This is a genomic window from Methylobacterium sp. E-005 (genome assembly GCF_022829725.1).
Classification (GTDB): domain Bacteria; phylum Pseudomonadota; class Alphaproteobacteria; order Rhizobiales; family Beijerinckiaceae; genus Methylobacterium.
Genome location: NZ_JAKSYG010000219.1, coordinates 1 through 17,965 on the forward strand (window position 1 = coordinate 1; position 17,965 = coordinate 17,965).

16 protein-coding genes are annotated in these 17,965 nt (G+C 69.8%); 2 read left to right on the top strand and 14 right to left on the bottom strand.

Annotated elements, in window-relative coordinates; all coding sequences use genetic code 11:
* A partial coding sequence (locus tag MKK88_RS25970) for a DNA translocase FtsK (RefSeq protein WP_244004952.1) occupies positions 1 to 2,190 on the bottom strand: 2,190 nt, incomplete at its 3' end.
* A 167-nt stretch (positions 2,191 to 2,357) separates the two neighbouring features.
* On the opposite strand from MKK88_RS25970, the gene mtnA reads away from it, so the two are divergent.
* Entirely contained in the window at positions 2,358 to 3,473 is a 1,116-nt protein-coding gene (mtnA, locus tag MKK88_RS25975; protein ID WP_244004953.1) for an S-methyl-5-thioribose-1-phosphate isomerase, read from the top strand.
* Positions 3,474 to 3,650: 177 nt separating this feature from the next.
* Here the strand turns inward: mtnA and MKK88_RS25980 are convergent, their stop codons facing one another.
* The 11 genes from MKK88_RS25980 to MKK88_RS26030 all read right to left on the bottom strand — a co-directional run bounded on the left by MKK88_RS25980 (position 3,651) and on the right by MKK88_RS26030 (position 13,242).
* Positions 3,651 to 3,908, bottom strand: a complete 258-nt coding sequence (locus MKK88_RS25980; RefSeq protein WP_244004955.1) for an acetyltransferase — start codon at positions 3,906 to 3,908, stop codon at positions 3,651 to 3,653.
* A gap of 95 nt (positions 3,909 to 4,003) precedes the next feature.
* Positions 4,004 to 5,350 (bottom strand): SDR family NAD(P)-dependent oxidoreductase, encoded by a 1,347-nt coding sequence (locus tag MKK88_RS25985; protein WP_244004958.1) that lies wholly within the window; start codon positions 5,348 to 5,350, stop codon positions 4,004 to 4,006.
* 205 nt (positions 5,351 to 5,555) lie between these two features.
* Positions 5,556 to 5,807 (bottom strand): acyl carrier protein, encoded by a 252-nt coding sequence (locus MKK88_RS25990; protein ID WP_244004960.1) that lies wholly within the window; start codon positions 5,805 to 5,807, stop codon positions 5,556 to 5,558.
* Complete coding sequence (locus tag MKK88_RS25995) at positions 5,804 to 7,711, bottom strand: HAD-IIIC family phosphatase (protein ID WP_244004962.1); 1,908 nt, start codon at positions 7,709 to 7,711, stop codon at positions 5,804 to 5,806. The genes MKK88_RS25990 and MKK88_RS25995 overlap by 4 nt, the downstream gene beginning before the upstream one ends.
* Before the next feature lie 17 nt (positions 7,712 to 7,728).
* Complete coding sequence (locus MKK88_RS26000; RefSeq protein ID WP_279602542.1) at positions 7,729 to 8,556, bottom strand: WcbI family polysaccharide biosynthesis putative acetyltransferase; 828 nt, start codon at positions 8,554 to 8,556, stop codon at positions 7,729 to 7,731.
* Positions 8,557 to 8,707: 151 nt separating this feature from the next.
* Positions 8,708 to 9,697: a MaoC family dehydratase gene (locus tag MKK88_RS26005; RefSeq protein WP_244004966.1), complete on the bottom strand. Its 990-nt coding sequence runs from the start codon at positions 9,695 to 9,697 to the stop codon at positions 8,708 to 8,710.
* Between the two features lie 144 nt (positions 9,698 to 9,841).
* Complete coding sequence (gene ychF, locus MKK88_RS26010) at positions 9,842 to 10,939, bottom strand: redox-regulated ATPase YchF (protein ID WP_244004968.1); 1,098 nt, start codon at positions 10,937 to 10,939, stop codon at positions 9,842 to 9,844.
* 15 nt (positions 10,940 to 10,954) lie between these two features.
* Entirely contained in the window at positions 10,955 to 11,401 is a 447-nt protein-coding gene (locus MKK88_RS26015; RefSeq protein WP_244004970.1) for a PIN domain-containing protein, read from the bottom strand.
* On the bottom strand, positions 11,394 to 11,624 hold the full coding sequence (locus tag MKK88_RS26020; protein ID WP_244004972.1) for a hypothetical protein: 231 nt from the start codon (positions 11,622 to 11,624) through the stop codon (positions 11,394 to 11,396). Before MKK88_RS26020 ends, MKK88_RS26015 begins: the two co-directional genes overlap by 8 nt.
* Positions 11,625 to 11,668: 44 nt before the next feature.
* Positions 11,669 to 12,277, bottom strand: coding sequence for an aminoacyl-tRNA hydrolase (gene pth / locus MKK88_RS26025; RefSeq protein ID WP_244004974.1), 609 nt, complete (start codon positions 12,275 to 12,277; stop codon positions 11,669 to 11,671).
* A gap of 74 nt (positions 12,278 to 12,351) precedes the next feature.
* Positions 12,352 to 13,242 (bottom strand): serine hydrolase domain-containing protein, encoded by an 891-nt coding sequence (locus tag MKK88_RS26030; protein WP_244004976.1) that lies wholly within the window; start codon positions 13,240 to 13,242, stop codon positions 12,352 to 12,354.
* 483 nt (positions 13,243 to 13,725) lie between these two features.
* Between MKK88_RS26030 and MKK88_RS26035 the strand changes: the two genes are divergently transcribed.
* Entirely contained in the window at positions 13,726 to 13,956 is a 231-nt protein-coding gene (locus MKK88_RS26035) for a hypothetical protein (protein WP_244004978.1), read from the top strand.
* A 132-nt stretch (positions 13,957 to 14,088) separates the two neighbouring features.
* On the opposite strand, the gene MKK88_RS26040 is transcribed toward MKK88_RS26035, so the two are convergent.
* Together MKK88_RS26040 and rho are read right to left on the bottom strand one after the other, a co-directional pair.
* Positions 14,089 to 16,263 (bottom strand): FUSC family protein, encoded by a 2,175-nt coding sequence (locus MKK88_RS26040; RefSeq protein ID WP_409566711.1) that lies wholly within the window; start codon positions 16,261 to 16,263, stop codon positions 14,089 to 14,091.
* A gap of 252 nt (positions 16,264 to 16,515) precedes the next feature.
* Entirely contained in the window at positions 16,516 to 17,877 is a 1,362-nt protein-coding gene (gene rho / locus MKK88_RS26045; RefSeq protein WP_244004982.1) for a transcription termination factor Rho, read from the bottom strand.
* Positions 17,878 to 17,965: the final 88 nt, after the last annotated feature.

A 17,965-nucleotide genomic window follows, 5' to 3' on the forward strand; every position in this document is an offset into this window, starting at 1 on the left:
CGCGCCCATCTCGCCGAGAATGGTCCGCGAGTCGATCTTGCTGGTCACCTGGAAGCTGATCCGGGTCGGGAAGTTCGCCTTGATGGTGCCGGTGATCACGTCGACCGAAGGCCGCTGCGTCGCCATGATCAGGTGGATGCCCGCCGCCCGCGCCATCTGGGCCAGACGCTGGATCGCCCCCTCGATGTCCTTGCCGGCCACCATCATCAGGTCGGCCATCTCGTCGACCACGATCACGATGTACGGCAGCGGCGCGAGGTCCATCGCCTCGTCCTCGTAGACCGCCTCGCCGGTGTGGCGGTCGAAGCCGGTCTGGACGGTCCGGGTCAGCACCTCGCCGCGCTCCGCCGCCTCGGCGACCCGGGCGTTGTAGCCGTCGATGTTGCGCACCGCGATCTTGGCCATCTTCTTGTAGCGCTCCTCCATCTCGCGCACGGCCCATTTGAGGGCGATCACCGCCTTCTTGGGATCCGTCACCACGGGGGAGAGCAGGTGCGGGATACCGTCGTAGACCGACAGCTCCAGCATCTTCGGATCGACCATGATCAGGCGGCACTCTTCCGGCTTCAGCCGGTAGAGCAGCGACAGGATCATCGTGTTGATCGCCACCGACTTGCCTGAGCCGGTGGTGCCGGCCACAAGCAGGTGCGGCATGCGGGCGAGGTCGGCGATGATCGGCCCGCCGCCGATGTTCTTGCCCAGGCAGAGCGCCAGCTTGTGCTTGCTCTCGGCGAAATCCGTCGAGGCCAGGAGCTCGCGTAAGTACACTGTCTCGCGCTTGGCGTTCGGCAATTCGATGCCGATGGCGTTCCGGCCGGGCACCACGGCAACGCGGGCCGAGACCGCCGACATCGACCGGGCGATGTCGTCGGCCAGCGCGATCACGCGGCTGGACTTGGTGCCCGGCGCCGGCTCCAGCTCGTACAGGGTGACGACCGGGCCGGGCCGCACCGCCAGGATGTCGCCGCGCACGCCGAAATCGCCGAGCGTCGCCTCCAGCAGCGTGGCGTTCTGCTCCAGGGCATCGGCCGAGATCAGGCTGGCCTGGGACGGGCCGCGCGGCGCCGCCAGCAGGTCGAGGGCCGGCAGGGCGTAATCCTCGGGTCGGAGCGGCGGCGCCGGGGCACGGCGGGCCGGCACGGGCGCAGCGGCCGGCGGAGCCACCCGGGAGGCGGTCGGCTCGGGCTGGGGCGGCTGGGGACGCTGCGGGGCACGTTGGGGGAGGGGCTGTTGCGGCGCCTCGAAGCCCTCGGCCTCGGCGTGCGGCATCACGGCGTGGTCGGGCTCGCCCTCGGCGGGCGCCGCGTCGAAGACGGGTTCGCGCCGGCCCGGGCCGGGCGGGGCGCCACCGGGCAGATGATCGGCCCAGGGCAGGTCCGCATCCGTGAAGGCGCGCCGGGCCGCGAGCGCCGGGGAGGCGCCGTCGAACGGCTCGGCCCGGCCCGACCGCCACCCGGCGATCCGGTCGGAGGCCGCGAGGCGGAGCCGCATCAGGCCCTGCGCCAGGGCACCGACCCCCACAAGTCCGAGGCCCGGCTCATCGGCATCCTCGCGCTCGTCGCGGTTCCTGACCGGCGGACGCCGGACAGGATAGGGCTCATCATGCAGCGACTCCTCCTCCACGGCACCGAAGCGGCAGGCCCCGGTGAGGCTGAGGATCGCCACCGCCGCGTAGACGAAGCCGACGAGATGGGCCGCGGCCGACGAGACCGCCCCGACGATCACCCGGGCCATCGACAGCAGCCCGTCGCCGGCCACGCCCCCGAGCCCGGTGGGCAGCGGCCAGCGCGTGGTGGGTGGCAGCGCGCTCGCCACCGCGCTCGCCGCGCAGAATCCGATGATCCAGAGCGCGATCCGCATCCCCCCGTCGGGCAGGTCGCGCTCGCGCATCAGCCGCACGCCCCAGAGGGCCGGGGGCAGCACGAAGGCGAGGGATCCCAGGCCGAGGATCTGCATGGCGAGGTCGGCCAGCACGGCGCCGGGCTGGCCGAGCACGTTGTGGGCCGGATGGTCGGTGGCGTGGTTCAGGCTCGGGTCGTCGATCGACCACGTGGCCAAAGCCACGGTCAGCGCGACCGCGCCGGTGAACAGCACGAGCCCGCCGAGCTCCGTCAGGCGCTTGCCCAGGAACGGGCGAACGCTGTCGACGAAAGTGTCGTAGGGCGATGCGGGACGGCGAAGCGAGCGCATGCGGGACCGGACGCGGAACGGGAACTTACCCCTCAGGCTAGGCACGGCCCCCTTAACGAGCCGCTAAGGTTGAGGAAGCCTGACCAGCCTCTGGCCGCGTGTCCCCAGACCGTCGCAATCCTCGCCAGAGGGTGCAAAATCTGCCCCGCTGTGGCACAGGTTCGGCCATGAACATCGACGGCCAGCCCTACCGCACGATCTTCCCGGACCCCGATGGGGTGAGCGTCCAGGTGATCGACCAGACGCGCCTGCCCTTCGCGTTCGAGCTGAAGCGCCTCGCCACCCTGGACGAGGCCGCCGTGGCGATCCGCACCATGATCGTGCGCGGCGCGCCCCTGATCGGCGTCACCGCGGCCTACGGGCTGGCGCTCGCCATGCGGGCGGATGCCTCCCATGACGGGATCGACCGGGCGGTGGCCACCCTCGCCGCCACGCGGCCGACCGCGGTCAACCTGCGCTGGGCGCTGGATCGGGTCGCCGCCAACCTGCGGCAGGTTGCACCCGATGAGCGCTTCGACCGCGCCTTCGCGGAGGCGGGCCGCATCGCCGAGGAGGATGTCGCGAGCTGCCGCGCGATCGGCGCCCATGGCGGCCGGATCATCGCCGACCTGCACAAGGCCAAGGGTGGGGCCAAGGGCGGCGACAAGCCCGTCACGGTGTTGACCCACTGCAATGCCGGCTGGCTCGCCACGGTGGATTGGGGCACGGCGCTGGCGCCGGTCTACGCCGCGCACGAGCAGGGCGTCCCGGTCCACGTGCTGGTCGACGAGACCCGCCCGCGCAGCCAGGGCGCGGCGCTGACCGCCTTCGAGCTGCACGGCCACGGCGTGCCCCACACGGTGATCGCCGACAATGCCGGCGGCCACCTGATGCAGCACGGGCAGGTCGACCTGTGCATCGTCGGCTCGGACCGGACCACGGCGCGCGGCGACGTCTGCAACAAGATCGGCACCTACCTGAAGGCGCTCGCCGCCCACGACACCGGCGTGCCGTTCTACGCGGCGCTGCCGTTCTCGACGATCGACTGGACGCTGCAGGACGGCGTGACGGAGATCCCGATCGAGGAGCGCGACGGGCGCGAGGTCACCCACATGACCGGGCGGCTGGCCGATGGCGGCTTCGCCACGATCGAGGTGGTCTCGCCGGGCAGCCCCGTGGCCAACCCGGCCTTCGACGTGACGCCGGCGCGGCTGGTGACCGGCATCATCACCGAGCGCGGCGTGTGCGACGCGAGTGCCGAGGGGCTGTACGGGCTCTATCCGGAGCGGCGCAAGGCGGCGTGAGGAGTGTTCCTGGCCGCGGTGTCCCAGTCTTTTTTATAGCGGCTGACGTCTTGCGCCGGATCATCCAACTCACCCCCTCATCCTGAGGTGACCGCGAAGCGGGCCTCGAAGGCGGGCTCCAGAGATCGCAGTGCCTTCTGGAGCCCTCCCTCGAGGCCTCCGCTGCGCTGCGGCACCTCAGGATGAGGGGGTGGGTTGGATATGGCTACGCGTCGAACCGAAGGCGGCGGCCACGGCTTCGGCCGCGTCACCCTCCACGAAGACGCCGCGATCGGCTTGGTCGAGGCCCGCCGTCATGGCAGCCACGTGTTCGGGCGCGACATCCAGCGGCTCGGTGATCTGCGCGAGGCTGAGTATGGCCTGGGCGATGGTGTCCTGTTCGGCGGCGGGCATCCGGCGCACTGCGGCAACCGCCTTCTCCAGTCGATCCGTCATGGGCCAACCTCCTGCCTCACCTGAGCAGGCTCGGCGCGTTCGGCGACAGGGTCCGATCCGAGGGATCGGGAGGGCTTGCGCAGCGGGAGCGATGCTCAGCCGCGCTGCACGCTCCAGATCGCCGCCAGCATCTCGTCGATCGCCGATCCGGTCTCCACCGGCTGCACGCTGGCCGTCTGATCGGTCTGAAGGCGCGGCAGGCGGACGATATGGGCGCGGACGCCCTTGAGCAGGCGGGGCAGGTCCGCGCACAGCACCTCGCCGGCGGCCTTCGCCATGGCGTACTCGGTCAGGCCGGCCGGCCGCTCGGTCACGGCGACGCTCGACGGGTAGAACACCGCGATGGCCTGCGGGCCGGCCTCGCGCAGGCCGGCGCAGAGTTCGTAGAAGGCGTGGACGTAGAACACCATCATCTCCGCGAGCAGCGCGGGGTCGAGGCTCCGGCCGCGCTTGCCGAAGATGAACGGCGTCGCGAAGTAGTAGAGCTGGTCGAAGGCCGCGCCGGCGGGGATCTGCCCGGCGATCGGCTGCCGCACGTCGAGCTTGAGGATCGCGCAGGTGCCGCCGGCCGCGCGGATCTCGCGCGCGACGTCACCGGCCTCGCCGTCGCCGACCGCGTAGGTGAGGGTGACCGCGGCCCCGCCCAGGGCCAGCAATTTCGCCGTCAGCGCACCGAGGCCGCGCGACCCGCCGACCACCAGGGCCCGACGCCTGGCGAAGGCATCCGGCTCAACGAGACCCCGCAGCGCATCGACGCCCGGCTGTTCCGTCGGCGGCGCGCGCCGGAACGCCTCGACGGTCCCGCTCAGGGCAGCACCCGTCACCTGCAGGGTGACGAGGTTGAAGCGTTCGTCGTCGCGCAGCACGGCGTAGCGCATCGCCGACCCGGTGGCTTCCGCCCCGCGGGTCACCGAGAAGCCGCGGAAGATCGAGTGCAGGCCCGGGCAGACCATCCCGACGAGCTTCGACAGGCCGGCAAGATCGATCAGGAAGCCGGGGCCGAGCGCGGTCGAGGCCTTCGGGAAGGCCGCCGCGAAGGCGTCCGCGCGGGCCTCCAACGCGAAGCTTTGCGCTTCGGGCTCTACGGGCGGGAGAGGCCGGTCGGCGTGCGGCGACAGGTCGATCCGGGTGACCGCCACATCATCCACGAGGATGGCCATCTGCGCGCGCCCGGCGTCCCGCCGCTCCAGCCGGAGCCGGCAGAGGTCGCCGACATGGATCATCCTGTCGAACCGGACCGTCAGAGCCCCAACCCCGTCGAGGCAATCCCCGGCGGCGTCGAGGGCCCACAGGACGGCGTGGATCCCATGCACGACCGGCCGCCCGGCCTGCGTGCGCCGGGCTGCCTTGGCGTCCATGTGCATCGGGTTGGAATCCCCCGACAAAGCCGCGAAGGCCTGCTGGTCCTCGGGGGTGAAGCGGCGTTCGGTCAGGCTGTCCAAGGCGACCCTCCTGGGGGGTCCGGTCGGGTCGGTACAGAAGGATCGCCGAAGATCCCGGATTCAAAAGGTCCGGTCCTTTTGCGGGTGCAGGGCAGCGCCCGGTGTCGGACTTCGTCCAATGTCGGGGCACTGCCCCGACACCCCGCCAAAGGGCTGGAGCCCTTTGGAAACCCGTGACCGGAGATCCGCGATGCAGGATTATGCGCTAGCCCTTGGCCTGCATCTTGGCCGCGATCAGGTCGGCGAGCGCGCCGACGCTCGTGAGCTTCTCGATCTCCGCGCTCGACATCCGGATGCCGAACTGCTCCTCCGCGGCGAGCAGGATGTTGATGTGGCTCGCCGAATCCCAGCCCTCAACATCATCGGCCGTCGTCTCGGGGCGAAGCTCGATCGCGTCGTCCGCCAGCACGTCGCGGAAGATCTGCGTCAGCCCGGCATGGATGGCTTGCTGCGTCATCGGGTGGTCTCCACGATGGTCATGGGAAATTCGGAAGGCTGAGGCCCCGGCAGGTCGAGGCGCCAGCGCGTCGTCCCGTCCGCCGCCGTGCCGCCCGCCGCGAAGAAACCGAGGCGGGCGTAGTGGTCACACACCATCCCGTTCTTGGGCGTCGGCCGGTACGTGCCGACAAGCGCCCGGGCGCCCATCCGGGCGGCCTCGGCGGCGAGCACCGCCAGCGTCGCCTCCTCGACCCGCCGCTTCAGCACGCGGCAGCTCATCAGCCACGTGTCGATCACGAGATCGGTCTGTTGCAGGCGGCAGATCACCACCGCGATGATGCCGTTGTCACCGAACCGGTCCCGGAGCCGCAGGTGCAGCCCGAGGGCGTCCGGGTCGGCCATCACGGCGCGGATCTCGGCCTCGTCGGTGCGCCGGGTCGTCAGGTTGAACTGGTTGGTCTTGTTGATCAGCTGGACGACCCGCGCGAGGTTCACGCTGTCGAACCGCGACCATTCCAGGACCATCTGCAGGCCCCGGAGGTAGGATTCGAGGTCGGTGGATCCCGCGAGCGCCGCGTCCCGCTCGGCGTTCTGCCGGTACTGCGCGGTGCGGTCGCGATCGTCGGCGGTGAGGACCACGCCCTCGAAATAGCCGGCCTCCGCGAGGCAATACGGCACCAGGGCGGGATCCTCCGGCACCTCCGGCACGGCGACCATCGGCAATTCGGTCCGGACGAGATCGCGCTCGAACGGGTTGTCGTCGACGAAGACCAAGCTATCGAGCCCGATATTGAGCTGCCGCGCGATCTCCCGGAGGTTGGTGGCCTTGTCGTCCCAGTTGGCGACGAAGCAGGCGATGTCCTGGCGCTTCAGCGCCATCTCGGGGTGGCTCTCGAAGGGCGCCAGCGCGTTCGCGGGGTCGTTCTTGGAGCAGATTGCGAGCAGGATGCCGCGCTTGGCCTGATCGAGCCCGAAAAGCTGCACGGCGAGGAACGCTTCCCCCTGCGCGTCGCCGTTGCCGACCACGATGCCGTCGAGCCCGTCATCGCCGATCACCCCGCCCCAGAGGGTGTTGTCGAGGTCGAACACAAGGCATTTCGCCGTCAGCCCCTGCCGCGCCGCCACGACCCGCGCCACCAGCTCGCCGTAGAGCGGCGCCGCGTTCGGCGGGATCTCCTGCTTGGCCCGGTGCCACAGCACGGGATTGTGCCACGCGCCGATTCCGTGCCGGGCGGCGGCATCGTCCACCGCGATCAGGTCGATGCCGGCGGCGTCGGCGCCTTCGCGCAGCCGCGCGTTCAGGCGCGTCACGAAGCGGTGGCGCGAGCCCGGCATCCGGTGCTCGTTGCTCCCGAACAGGGGCGGAAACACCGGCAGCACCGTCTGCTGCAGCACCCGGGCTCCGAACCGCGCCTGCGCGGCCAGCCAGAGGCCTTCGAGGCGCTCCGCCATCCGATCGACGGCCGCGTCGGCCTCAGCCAGATCCGCGAAATCCCGCGCGCCCTGGGTGAGGTGATGCGCGTCGAGGGCGATCAGGATCGTGTCGGGCGCGAAGGCAAGGAGTTCCGGCCCCGGCGCTTCGAGCTCCTGCAGGTACTGGCCATAGCCGGTCTCGTGCAGGGTCAGCCAGAGGCCGCGGCGCAGGGCGGCGACCCGCAGGGCCGGGAACAGATGGCTCTGCGTTGCCGAACCGAGAACCGCGAGGCGCACCGGCCGCGTGGTCAGGTGGGGCGGCTGGTCGGGGAAGCGCTTGCGCAGCCCGGCATCGACGCGATTGGTCTGCACGAAATCGAGATTCGTCCGCGCCAGGGCGCCGAGGCCCGCCCAGGCGCGGGCCGGATCGGGCTCGGCCAGGGCCGCCTCGAGGCGGTCGCGCCAATCGTCGGGTGGCGCCGGGAGCCAGGAAAGGCCGGGGGATGTCATGGAATCCGCTCTCCGCCTCAGCCGAGATGCCGGATGTACATCCGCGTGTAGTCCTCCCAGGTGACGTGGCCCACCGGGGCGTAGTGGTAGATCCGGCCGGGCTGCGCCCAGTCCAGGTCGAGCCGTTCGGCGACCGCCGGATGCACCGGCACCTGCATCGCCCCCCACGCGTCGAGGGTGGACGGGTCCGGCAGGGCGGGGGCGATGCCGAGCTTGCCGCAGCAATAGGCCATCAGCTCCCGGTAGAGCAGGCCGCTCGGATGGCCGAGCCAGTGGAAGAGCTGCTGCGTCCGGGTGTTGTCGCGGACGAAGGCCCCGAGATCGCAGCGGTAGGTCGCGTCGATCGCCGCCAGGGTCTCGTCCTCCATCTCGAGGAGGCGGGGGAAGTTCTTGGCCAGGCCCGGCACCGCGAGGTCGCGATAGGCGATGAACCGCTGCTCGGGATCCGGGACGTCGCCGCGCAGCCGGGCCAGCAGGCCATCGGCGAAGCGCACCGGGCCGCTCGCGGCGGCATCGGCCTCCGCGCGCGGGTCCCGGCCATAGATCAGGCCGTCGAACGGCCAGAACGTGCGCCGGAGCAGGTTCGGATACCCGAAGCGCGCCACGCCCGGCGGAACCGAGTCCCGCTCGTACCGCTCGGCTTCGGCGATGCCCTGGATGAAGACGGCGTGGGCCTGATCGACGATCGCCTGCAGCTCGGGGGACGGAACGGGTGTTGCGTGCAGGGGAAGAGAATGAAACGCGAATTCTTCTTTCAACGCATCGATCTGTGAGAAGAAAGAAGCCAAATCAGAGGCATTACAATTCCCAACGAATACGACCTGTCTTCTTGACGACAGCAGCATGCACACCTCTGGCACGCCGACCGGCGTGATGGTTCACTCGAGTCCGTCCTGATATCCCGCCCAGCATCGATCGTCGATACTGGGCGGTATAAAAATATCAGTTTCGGATACTGGCCATCCGTCTGGCCCAACCATCACGGTACTGCCGCGCTTAGGGCTCCCAGCGGTGGAATACGGCGCTGTCGAAGGCGAAAACCGGCTCCCCGCGCTGGTTCACCCCTGTGTTGCGGGCGAAGGCCAGCCCCCAGCCGGGCCGTGAGGCCGAGGCGCGCTTGTCGGTGAGCTTGGCGCTGAACCGTACGGTGTCGCCGGCATAGACGGGCTTGAGCCAGCGCAGGTTCTTGAAGCCGGGGGAGGGGCCTGCCTCCGGCACGGGTCCGCGCGCGGCCGTGTAGGCTTCGTCCCGGGCCCGGGTCATGAGCAGCCGGTTCATGTAGGCGGCCGCCGTGTGCCAGCCTGAGGCGCACAAGCCCCCGAAATGGCTGCGCTTGGCCGCCTCGGGGTCGAGGTGGAAGGCCTGCGGGTCGTAGGCCCGCGCGAACGCGATGATCGCCTCGGCGCTGAACGGGTAGGGGCCGAGATCGCGCACGGTGCCGATCTCGGCATCGCGCAGGAACGGCAGGATCTCGGCATCCTCCGGTTCCGTCACGGGCCCCGGCTCGCCGGTCGCGACGGGCCGCGGGGGCAGCGGATCAGTCCCGCGCCGGGCCAGCATGAAGGTGAAGCGCTGGGTCAGCACCGTCTCGCCCCGCTGGTTGCCGAGGGCGACCTCGGCGGTCACGAAGCCGAGGCCGGGCTTCGAGGCCGAGTCCCGGATACCAAGGACCCGGAACGTCAGCGTCAGGGCGTCCCCCGGCAGCACCGGCAGGAGCCAGCGCAGATCGTCGATCCCCGGCGCCCCCAGCGACGAGCCGCCCCGGAACGGCCCCTGCTGGAGCAGCCGCATGCCGAGGGCGGCCGTATGCCAGCCCGAGGCGATCAGCCGGCCCGCGAAGGTGCCTTCCGCCGCCGCCTCGTCGAGGTGGAACGGCTGGAAATCGAAGTCTTTCGCGTAGCCCACGATGTCATCGCGGGTCACCGTCAGCGGCTCGCCGACGATCACGTCGCCGACGGAGAAATCTTCGAGGGCGGGGTCCGGCATGGCAATTCGCCTCGTTGGTCAGCAGGGCGGGGATCGGGATCCGCCATCCGTGCGCGCGGAGCGAAGCAATCCGGCGGCGCCCTGCTCGGAGGGGCCGCGCTGCCCGGGGTCGCTTCGCTGCGCGCGAGGACGGGGGAGCCGGACTCAGTTGGCGAAGCGGAAGTGCAGCACGTCGCCATCCTGCACCACATACTCCTTGCCTTCGAGCCGCAGCTTGCCGGCGTCCCGGGCCCCGGCTTCGCCGTTGAGCGTCGTGTAGTCCTTGAACGCGATGGTCTCGGCGCGGATGAAGCCCTTCTCGAAATCCGAGTGGATCACCCCGGCGGCGCCCGGCGCGCGGGTGCCCTTGGTGATCGTCCAGGCGCGGGCCTCCTTGGGGCCGACCGTGAAGTAGGTGACGAGGCCGAGAAGATCGTAGCCCGCGCGGATCACCCGGTTCAGGCCGGGCTCGGTGAGCCCCACCGCCTCCAGGAACTCGGCCTGGTCGGCCTCCGGCATCACGGCGATCTCGCTCTCGATCTTGGCCGAGACCACCACGGCCACGGCGCCCTCCGCCTTGGCGCGGGCGAAGACCGCGTCCGAATAGCTGTTGCCCCTATCGGCGTCGCCCTCGTCGACGTTGCAGACGTAGAGGACGGGCTTCGCCGTCATCAGGCCGAGCGACTGGAACAGCTTCTCCTCGTCGGGCTTGCGCTCCACCAGCCGGGCTGGCTTGCCCTCGCGCAGGAGCGGGAGCGCCCGGTTGACGAGGTCGAGACTCTCCTTGGCCTCCTTGTCGGCGCCCTTGGCCTTCTTCTCCAGGGCGACGGCCCGGCGCTCCAGGCTGTCGAGGTCGGCCAGCATCAGCTCGGTCTCGATGGTCTCGATATCGGCGGCCGGATCGACCTTGCCCTCCACGTGGGTGACGTCGCCGTCCGTGAAGCAGCGGACCACGTGGGCGATGGCGTCGACCTCGCGGATATTGGCCAGGAACTGGTTGCCCAGCCCCTCACCCTTGGAGGCACCGCGCACCAGCCCGGCGATATCCACGAAGGTCAGCCGGGTCGGGATCTTTTCCTTCGAACTCGCGATGCGGACGAGGTCGTCGAGCCGGGGATCGGGCACCGCCACCTCGCCGACATTCGGCTCGATGGTGCAGAACGGGTAATTGGCCGCCTGGGCGGCCGCCGTCTGCGTCAGCGCGTTGAAGAGGGTCGACTTGCCGACGTTCGGCAGGCCGACGATGCCACATTTGAAGCCCATGGGTCCGTTCCGTGATCAGGTTCGTCGCAGCACATCGTCGGGCGACGTGCGGAAAGGGTTGATGAGGGTGAGGCCGTCGAACACAGCGCCGTGCGCCATATCCTCGGTCAGGAAGTAGCGGCACCCCGCGAGCCGGGCCGAAGCCAACAGGAGGCAGTCGAACCACTGATAGCCGAGCTTGTCTCGCACCGCCCAGGCGACCTCAAGCTCCTCCTCGTCCAGGGGCTTGTCGCCCCAGGCCTTGAGCGCCTCGATCTCCTGCCGGATGTCAGCCAGCGAACGCCCCGGCTCGTTCTTCAGGATCCAACGTGTCAGTTCGTTGAGGACCTGCATGTTGATGCGCGCGGCGCCCCGCGCACCGAGGCTTCGCACTCGCGCTTGCGCTTTGATCCTCTTGTCGCCCTGCTTGGTATCGCGTCCGTAGATCAGTACGTTGGTATCGACGAAAATCCGCTCAGTCATCGTAGATCTGATCGCGCGTCGGTGCGCGTCCATTCTCGTCGGTCAGATTCATCAGGGGGCCGGCCAGGAACCGCTCGATCGCCTCAAGCTGCGTCAGCGGCCGGCCGACGCGCTGCTCGACGGACTCGGCGATGAAGCGCGACAGACTCTTGCCGTCACGCGCAGCAGCGACGCGCGCCCGCTGCAGCAGAGCCTCATCCATCGTCACGGTGACGTTCTTCATGGCAGCCTCCGAGGCCGATCCTATCGTGTCCTCGTGTTTTCGTGTCAATTTTTCGCGCCCAGCGTCTTCACCTCGTCCCAGCCGCGACCCGCTAGGGCGAGGTGGACCTTGTTCTGGAAGCTTGCATCCTCGCCGGCCGCCAGCAGCGCGGCGTGGTCGGCCACGGCCCGGCAGAGATCCTCGACCCAGGGCTGCTCGGCCTTGCCGAAATCGTTGAGCACGTAAGCGTGCACCAGCGCCTTGTCGCCGGGATGGCCGATGCCGAGCCGGACCCGGCGATAGTCGTTGCCGCATTGCGCCGTGATCGAGCGCAGCCCGTTATGGCCGGCATTGCCGCCGCCGAGCTTCACCCGGAGCTTGGCCGGGGCGAGGTCGAGTTCGTCGTGGAGCACGATCACGTCGCCGAGCGGAATCTTGTAGAAGCGCTGCGCCTCCGAGACCGAACGGCCCGACTCGTTCATGAAGGTCGAGGGCTTCAGCAGGATCGCCCGCTCGGTGCCGAGAACCACCTCGGCGGCCTCGCCCTGGAAGCGGAGGCGGAACGGGCTCGCCCGGTGCTGGCGGGCGATCGCGTCGACGGCCAGGAAGCCGATATTGTGCCGGTTGCCCGCGTAGCGCGCGCCCGGATTTCCGAGGCCGACGATCAACTTCATGTCCAGGGCTTCCGGCAGGATCCGTTCGGCGCGGTCTGTGGCATGCTTCCCCGCCGGACGCACCCCTCCTGCGCCTACGGCGCCGCTGCCAGGATGCGCGCCAGCCGGTCCAGGAAGATTTTGGTGCGGTCGCGATGCGGGCCGTCCCGCTTCTCGATCAGCTGCACCACAACCAGCTGTTTGGCGGGCAGGATCGCGAGCTTCTGGCCGCCATACCCGGAGGCCATCACGGCATCCGGACCGAACCGGTCGGCATCGAGCGTCCACCACAGATAGCCATAGCCCAGATCGTCATGGTCCGTGCGCGAATAGGGGCGTGTCGACTCCCGAAGCCAGTCCGCCGGGATGAGAGGCCGGCCCTGCCACCGGCCGCCTTCGAGGACGAGCTGACCGAAGCGGGCCAGATCCCGCGCCGAGAGATCGAACCGGTAGGCCGGATGCTGGGACGCCGCCTCGGTAACGTAATGTCCGTCCACGGAGGAGAAATCCTCCATCCCGATCGGCCCGGCGATGCGCCGGGCAAAGCTCTCGAAGATGTCCTCGCCGGTCGCCTGACGGTAGATCGTGCCGAGCGCGTTGAAGTCCCAGTTGTTGTAGTACCAGAAGGAGCCCGGGGCATGGCTGCCGCGCGGCGGCCGCTTGCGGCGCATGTCGGCGGTCTCGGACGCGGCCGGGTGATAGATGCCCGAGCGGGCCATAAGGAGGTCGCGCACCGTCGCGCGCTGCTCCAGCGGGGTCAGGCCGGGCGGGAGGTCGTCGATTCCGAGTTCGGCCAGGGTGCTGGTGAGCCGGATGCGGCCGGCCGCCACCGGGATCCCGTACAAAGCGCTCAGTAGGCTTTTGCGAACCGAGGCGACATTGACCTTACGGGCGCTGTCGCCCCAATCCGCGACGAGGAGGCCCCCCTGGAGGATCAGGAAAGCCGTGATGTCCTCCGCCCGGATCTCCGCGGCGAGCCCTTGCAACGCCCTGTCTCGCCATCCCGGCGCGTCGCGCTCATCACGACCCGCCGCGATCGCGGCTGACGAACAAGCCAGGATCCCCAGTAAAACCCCACGCCGCGATGCAGGCCTGCGTAATTGCGAGGTTACGGTCAGGTCACGCCGCCAACCAGAATCGGCGTTTCGGTTTCCTGTACAATCTTTCATTTGGCCGGGCCCGGGTCTCAACGCAAAGGGATGGTAAATCTTCTATCCCGCTCCAGCAACCCGAGGAATGATGTCGGCTGCGATCCGCATCGAGAAACCCTCTCTGCGGGTCCCGTGCGCCAACGCACAGCAATACGCGAACCCGAGGCAGAGTATTCCGGTTGAGAAGTCACCATCGGCCAAGCAAAGCCGAGCGATCAAGACCGCCAGTCCGTTCATAACGGCTGCGATCTTCCTCACCCGACACGATTGACCGGATGACGTCCCGCTGAAGTCAACCGAAGCCGTTCGGAGATCATCATGACGATCCGCATGCTCGCCGCCGCCGCCCTGGTCGCCGCGGTTGCCACGCCGGCCCTGGCGCAGGGTCTGGATTCGCGGCATTCCCCCTATCCCGCCTCGGCCTATTCGGGCTGGATCGGCAACGCCACGGTGGCGTCGCAGGCCCCCGCCAGCTACGGCCGGCCGCTCGCCTACCGCTACGCCGGCCCGCATGCCGGCGGCCCGGCCAACGCCCTGCCGCGGTTCTGAGGCGAACGGGATACGGGTTTCCAAAGGGCTGAAGCCCTTTGGCGGGTTGTCAGGGCAGAGCCCTGACGTTCACCAGGGCTCTGCCCTGGACCCGCGAAAGGGCTCGCCCTTTCGAAACCCTGCTTGGTGCTGTCAGACAGGCTGTTCCCCGCGGATCTCGCCCGGGCGCAGGGTTCCCACCAGCAGATCCACCTGGCTTACGAGCCGCACCAGCGATTGCCCCCGGTTGAGGGCGGGCCGCTCCGGCAGTGGCTGGTCCTCGCCCAGGGCCGTCAGGGTCGCGACGATCCAGGCCCGCCACGCCTCGGCCTCTGGGGCCACGGCCTCGGGGGCGTGCCGCAGCACGGTGAGCCGGGCGCTGATCCGGCGCAGGGTCGCGTCGGCCACCAGGGCGGATTCGACCTCCGGATGGTGGCCGGCCCGGGGCTGCTGCAGGGCCCGCGACAGCGCCGCCTCCAGGTCGTTGAGGGCGAGGCCGGTCGCGCGGGTGCTCGCCTGGATCGTGACCTCGCGATCAGGCCCGGCACTCCCCCCCAGTACGGATTCGGCGAAGGCCGCATGGGCCTTGAGCGCCCGGCGCAATTCCTGGCGGACCTGATCGGGCTCCCAGATCGGCCAGAGCACGAGGCAGCTCGCCACCGCGATCACGCCGCCCAGCACCGTGAAGCCGCCCCGCATGGCGACGATCTCCCAGGAGCTGTGGCCGGGCTCCAGGAGCTCCACCAGCAGCACCACGAGGGGCGTCAGGCAGGCGATGAAGAAGCCGTAGGAGATCTGGCGGGCCGCGAAGCCGACGATCGACAGCACGAGGATCAGCCCGGCCTCGGCGAGGGGGGTGGTGGCGTAGTAGGCCAGCACCGCCCCTATGAGACCGCCCAGCACCGTGCCGCCGATCCGCTCCAGGGCCCGCTGCCACGTCGCCGCGTAGAAGGGCTGCATGGTGAGCACCACGGTCATCACCAGCCAGTGCGTGAAGGCGCCCGCATAGGTCAGCGTCGCGGCGAGGGCCGGGGCCGCGACGGTGCTGGCCCGGAGCGCGTGGCGCAGGTTCGGCGACGCGAAGGTGAAGTTCTGCCGCAGGGGCCCGACATAGCGGGTCCAGCGATCCATGCGGCCCCCCTCGGTCAGCGTGCCGCCGGGGCGATAGCCCTCCGGGGTCGAGAGCTTGGCGCCGATCCGCACGCGCCCGACGATCCGCTCGGCCAGCCGCGCCAGGGTCGGATCCTCCGACAGGCCCTCAGCCGTCCGGGCGATGGAATGCTCCAGGCGGCCGAGGTCGAGGGCGACATCGTCGCGGATCGCCCGCGCGATGGTCACCAGCAGGGGGCGCAGGCGGCGCAGGAAGACCTTTGCGAGGGCCCGGCGGCGTCCATCGGGCCGGCTGTCGATCAGCTCGCCCACGGCGATCAAGGCCGAGAAAATCTGCTCGGCGCTCTCCAGGCGCAGCAGCGCCTGGGCGGTCCGATCCGAGACGCGCTCCCGGGAGCGGGCGAGGTCGAGGATCATGGTCCGGGCGGTCTCGATGCTCGTCCGGACGCCGCGCCGGTGGCCGCGCGCGTGGCCGTCGAAGGCCTCGGTGTCGGGCTCCGGCAGGGCGACGAGCCGTTCGAGGTCGCCGCAGAGCCGGGCGAGGTCGCGCCAGACCTCGGCCACCGCCCGGTGGGCCGGCCGGTAGGGGTGCAGCCGCCAGATCACCAGGGCCAGGAACGTCGCCCAGAGGCCGCCGGCCGCGAACATCACCACGGTGGTGGCCGCCTGCGCCAGGGTGAGCGGCCGGTCGAGGGCGATGCACAGCACCACCACCAGCACGTTGCCGGCGGCCTGCGCCTGCACGCTCCAGACGCGGGCATACGAGCAGGCGAAGATCAGCGCGCAGGCCACCGGCACGACCACCGGCAGACCCAACGGCTGGATCAGGCCGAGCCCGGCCCAGAGCAACCCGCCAAGGAGCGAGAAGGCGGTGAGCACCCGCAGGCGCGCCCGCATCGGACCGCCGGTGTCGCAGAAACAGGCGAGATTGGCGGCGAGCGCCATGGTCAGCAGGGGCGGCCATTGCAGCCAGATGTTGATCAGGATGACGACGCCGAACGCGAAGGCGGCGCGCACGCCCTCCACGAGGCGGATGTTCCGCAGATCGAGGCCGGTCGGCAGGCGCCGCAGGTCGGCGCCGGGGCGATTCAGGCTGCCCCGGCCGGCGGCGTTCCGGGGGCGCCGGTCGCGTGCGGGCGGCGATGCGGGGGGACGGGATGCTGTCGGACTCGGGGCGGACAAGCGCGGGCTCCGGATGCGGGCCTGACGCCCCGGCATGAACCGGTGCTTGGCCTGTGCGGATCCGCCCGGCTGCGCAAGCTCTTTCGCGCGCCACGCTGCCCGGATGTCAGGCCTGGGACAGGGCAGCCTGTCTCATCGTGGTTCCGGTTGCCGGTTTCGGCACAGCCTCTTTGCGGGCGGAGCGACGCAATCCGGTCAGCACGGCGCTGACCGACGGGGCGTTGCCCGGGGTCACGGCGGTCGGCGCGCGTGAGGCCGCGCCGACCGGGGCGTTCGACCGGAGGCCGATCAGGTGTTCATCGAGTCGAAGAAGTCGCCGTTGCTCTTGGTCTGGCGCAGCTTGTCGAGCAGGAACTCGATCGCGTCGGTGACGCCCATCGGGTTGAGGATGCGGCGCAGCACGTAGGTCTTCTTGAGCGCATCCGGCGGGACCAGCAGCTCCTCCTTGCGGGTGCCCGAGCGGGTGATGTCGATCGCCGGGAAGATCCGCTTGTCGGAGACCTTGCGGTCCAGGATGATCTCGGAGTTGCCGGTGCCCTTGAACTCCTCGAAGATCACCTCGTCCATGCGCGAGCCGGTGTCGATCAGCGCGGTGGCGATGATCGAGAGCGAGCCGCCCTCCTCGATGTTGCGGGCGGCGCCGAAGAAGCGCTTGGGCCGCTGTAGGGCGTTGGCGTCGACACCGCCGGTCAGCACCTTGCCGGAGGACGGCACCACCGTGTTGTAGGCGCGGCCCAGCCGGGTGATCGAGTCGAGCAGGATCACCACGTCGCGCCCGTGCTCCACGAGGCGCTTGGCCTTCTCGATCACCATCTCGGCGACCTGCACGTGGCGGGTGGCCGGCTCGTCGAAGGTCGAGGCGATGACCTCGCCCTTCACCGAGCGCTGCATGTCGGTGACCTCCTCGGGCCGCTCGTCGATGAGCAGCACGATCAGGTAGCACTCGGGATGGTTGAGGGTGATCGACTGCGCGATGTTCTGCATCAGCACGGTCTTACCCGTGCGCGGCGGCGCCACGATCAGGGCGCGCTGGCCCTTGCCGATCGGCGCCACGATGTCGATGATCCGCGGCGAGAAATCCTTCTTGGTCGGGTTGTCCAGCTCGAGCTTGAACCGCTTCGTCGGGAAGAGCGGCGTCAGGTTGTCGAAGTGGACCTTGTGCTTGATCTTCTCCGGGTTCTCGAAGTTGATCGTGTTGACCTTGAGCAGCGCGAAGTAGCGCTCGCCGTCCTTGGGGCCGCGGATCGGGCCCTCGACGGTGTCGCCGGTCCGCAGGCCGAAGCGGCGGATCTGGGTCGGCGAGATGTAGATGTCGTCCGGGCCGGGCAGGTAGTTCGAGTCGGAGGAGCGCAGGAAGCCGAAGCCGTCCTGCAGCACCTCGACGGTGCCCGAGCCGATGATCTCGACCTCCTTGGCAGCAAGCTGCTTCAGGATGGCGAACATCAGCTCCTGCTTGCGCATGGTCGAGGCGTTCTCGACCTCGACCTCCTCGGCGAAGGCCGTCAGGTCGGTCGGCGTCTTCGATTTGAGGTCCTGGAGCTTGACCTCGCGGACACCTTCAAGGGCGGCCGGCATGGTCGGGCGATCAGCGGGCAGATCGTCCGGCTCCGCGGTCTCGATCTCGGCGAGGTCGTCGGGGTTTGTCGTCATGGGTGTCTTGCAACCGACGGAAAAGGTGGGAGGGCCGGTTCTGTGCCAAGCACCCGGGGGACGGGCGCCGAAGGGCGGGCCGCGCTGC

Excerpts from the sequence above, each read along its gene's own strand:
- MKK88_RS26000 (WP_279602542.1), bottom strand. The coding sequence starts at position 8,556 with ATGCTGCTGTCGTCAAGAAGACAGGTCGTATTCGTTGGGAATTGTAAT.
- MKK88_RS26005 (WP_244004966.1), bottom strand. The coding sequence starts at position 9,697 with ATGCCGGACCCCGCCCTCGAAGATTTCTCCGTCGGCGACGTGATCGTC.
- MKK88_RS26020 (WP_244004972.1), bottom strand. The coding sequence starts at position 11,624 with ATGAAGAACGTCACCGTGACGATGGATGAGGCTCTGCTGCAGCGGGCG.
- MKK88_RS25980 (WP_244004955.1), bottom strand. The coding sequence starts at position 3,908 with ATGACGGATCGACTGGAGAAGGCGGTTGCCGCAGTGCGCCGGATGCCC.
- mtnA (WP_244004953.1), top strand. The coding sequence starts at position 2,358 with ATGAACATCGACGGCCAGCCCTACCGCACGATCTTCCCGGACCCCGAT.
- MKK88_RS26040 (WP_409566711.1), bottom strand. The coding sequence starts at position 16,263 with ATGCCGGGGCGTCAGGCCCGCATCCGGAGCCCGCGCTTGTCCGCCCCG.
- MKK88_RS26015 (WP_244004970.1), bottom strand. The coding sequence starts at position 11,401 with ATGACTGAGCGGATTTTCGTCGATACCAACGTACTGATCTACGGACGC.
- MKK88_RS25990 (WP_244004960.1), bottom strand. The coding sequence starts at position 5,807 with ATGACGCAGCAAGCCATCCATGCCGGGCTGACGCAGATCTTCCGCGAC.
- MKK88_RS26035 (WP_244004978.1), top strand. The coding sequence starts at position 13,726 with ATGACGATCCGCATGCTCGCCGCCGCCGCCCTGGTCGCCGCGGTTGCC.
- rho (WP_244004982.1), bottom strand. The coding sequence starts at position 17,877 with ATGACGACAAACCCCGACGACCTCGCCGAGATCGAGACCGCGGAGCCG.
- ychF (WP_244004968.1), bottom strand. The coding sequence starts at position 10,939 with ATGGGCTTCAAATGTGGCATCGTCGGCCTGCCGAACGTCGGCAAGTCG.
- MKK88_RS25995 (WP_244004962.1), bottom strand. The coding sequence starts at position 7,711 with ATGACATCCCCCGGCCTTTCCTGGCTCCCGGCGCCACCCGACGATTGG.
- pth (WP_244004974.1), bottom strand. The coding sequence starts at position 12,277 with ATGAAGTTGATCGTCGGCCTCGGAAATCCGGGCGCGCGCTACGCGGGC.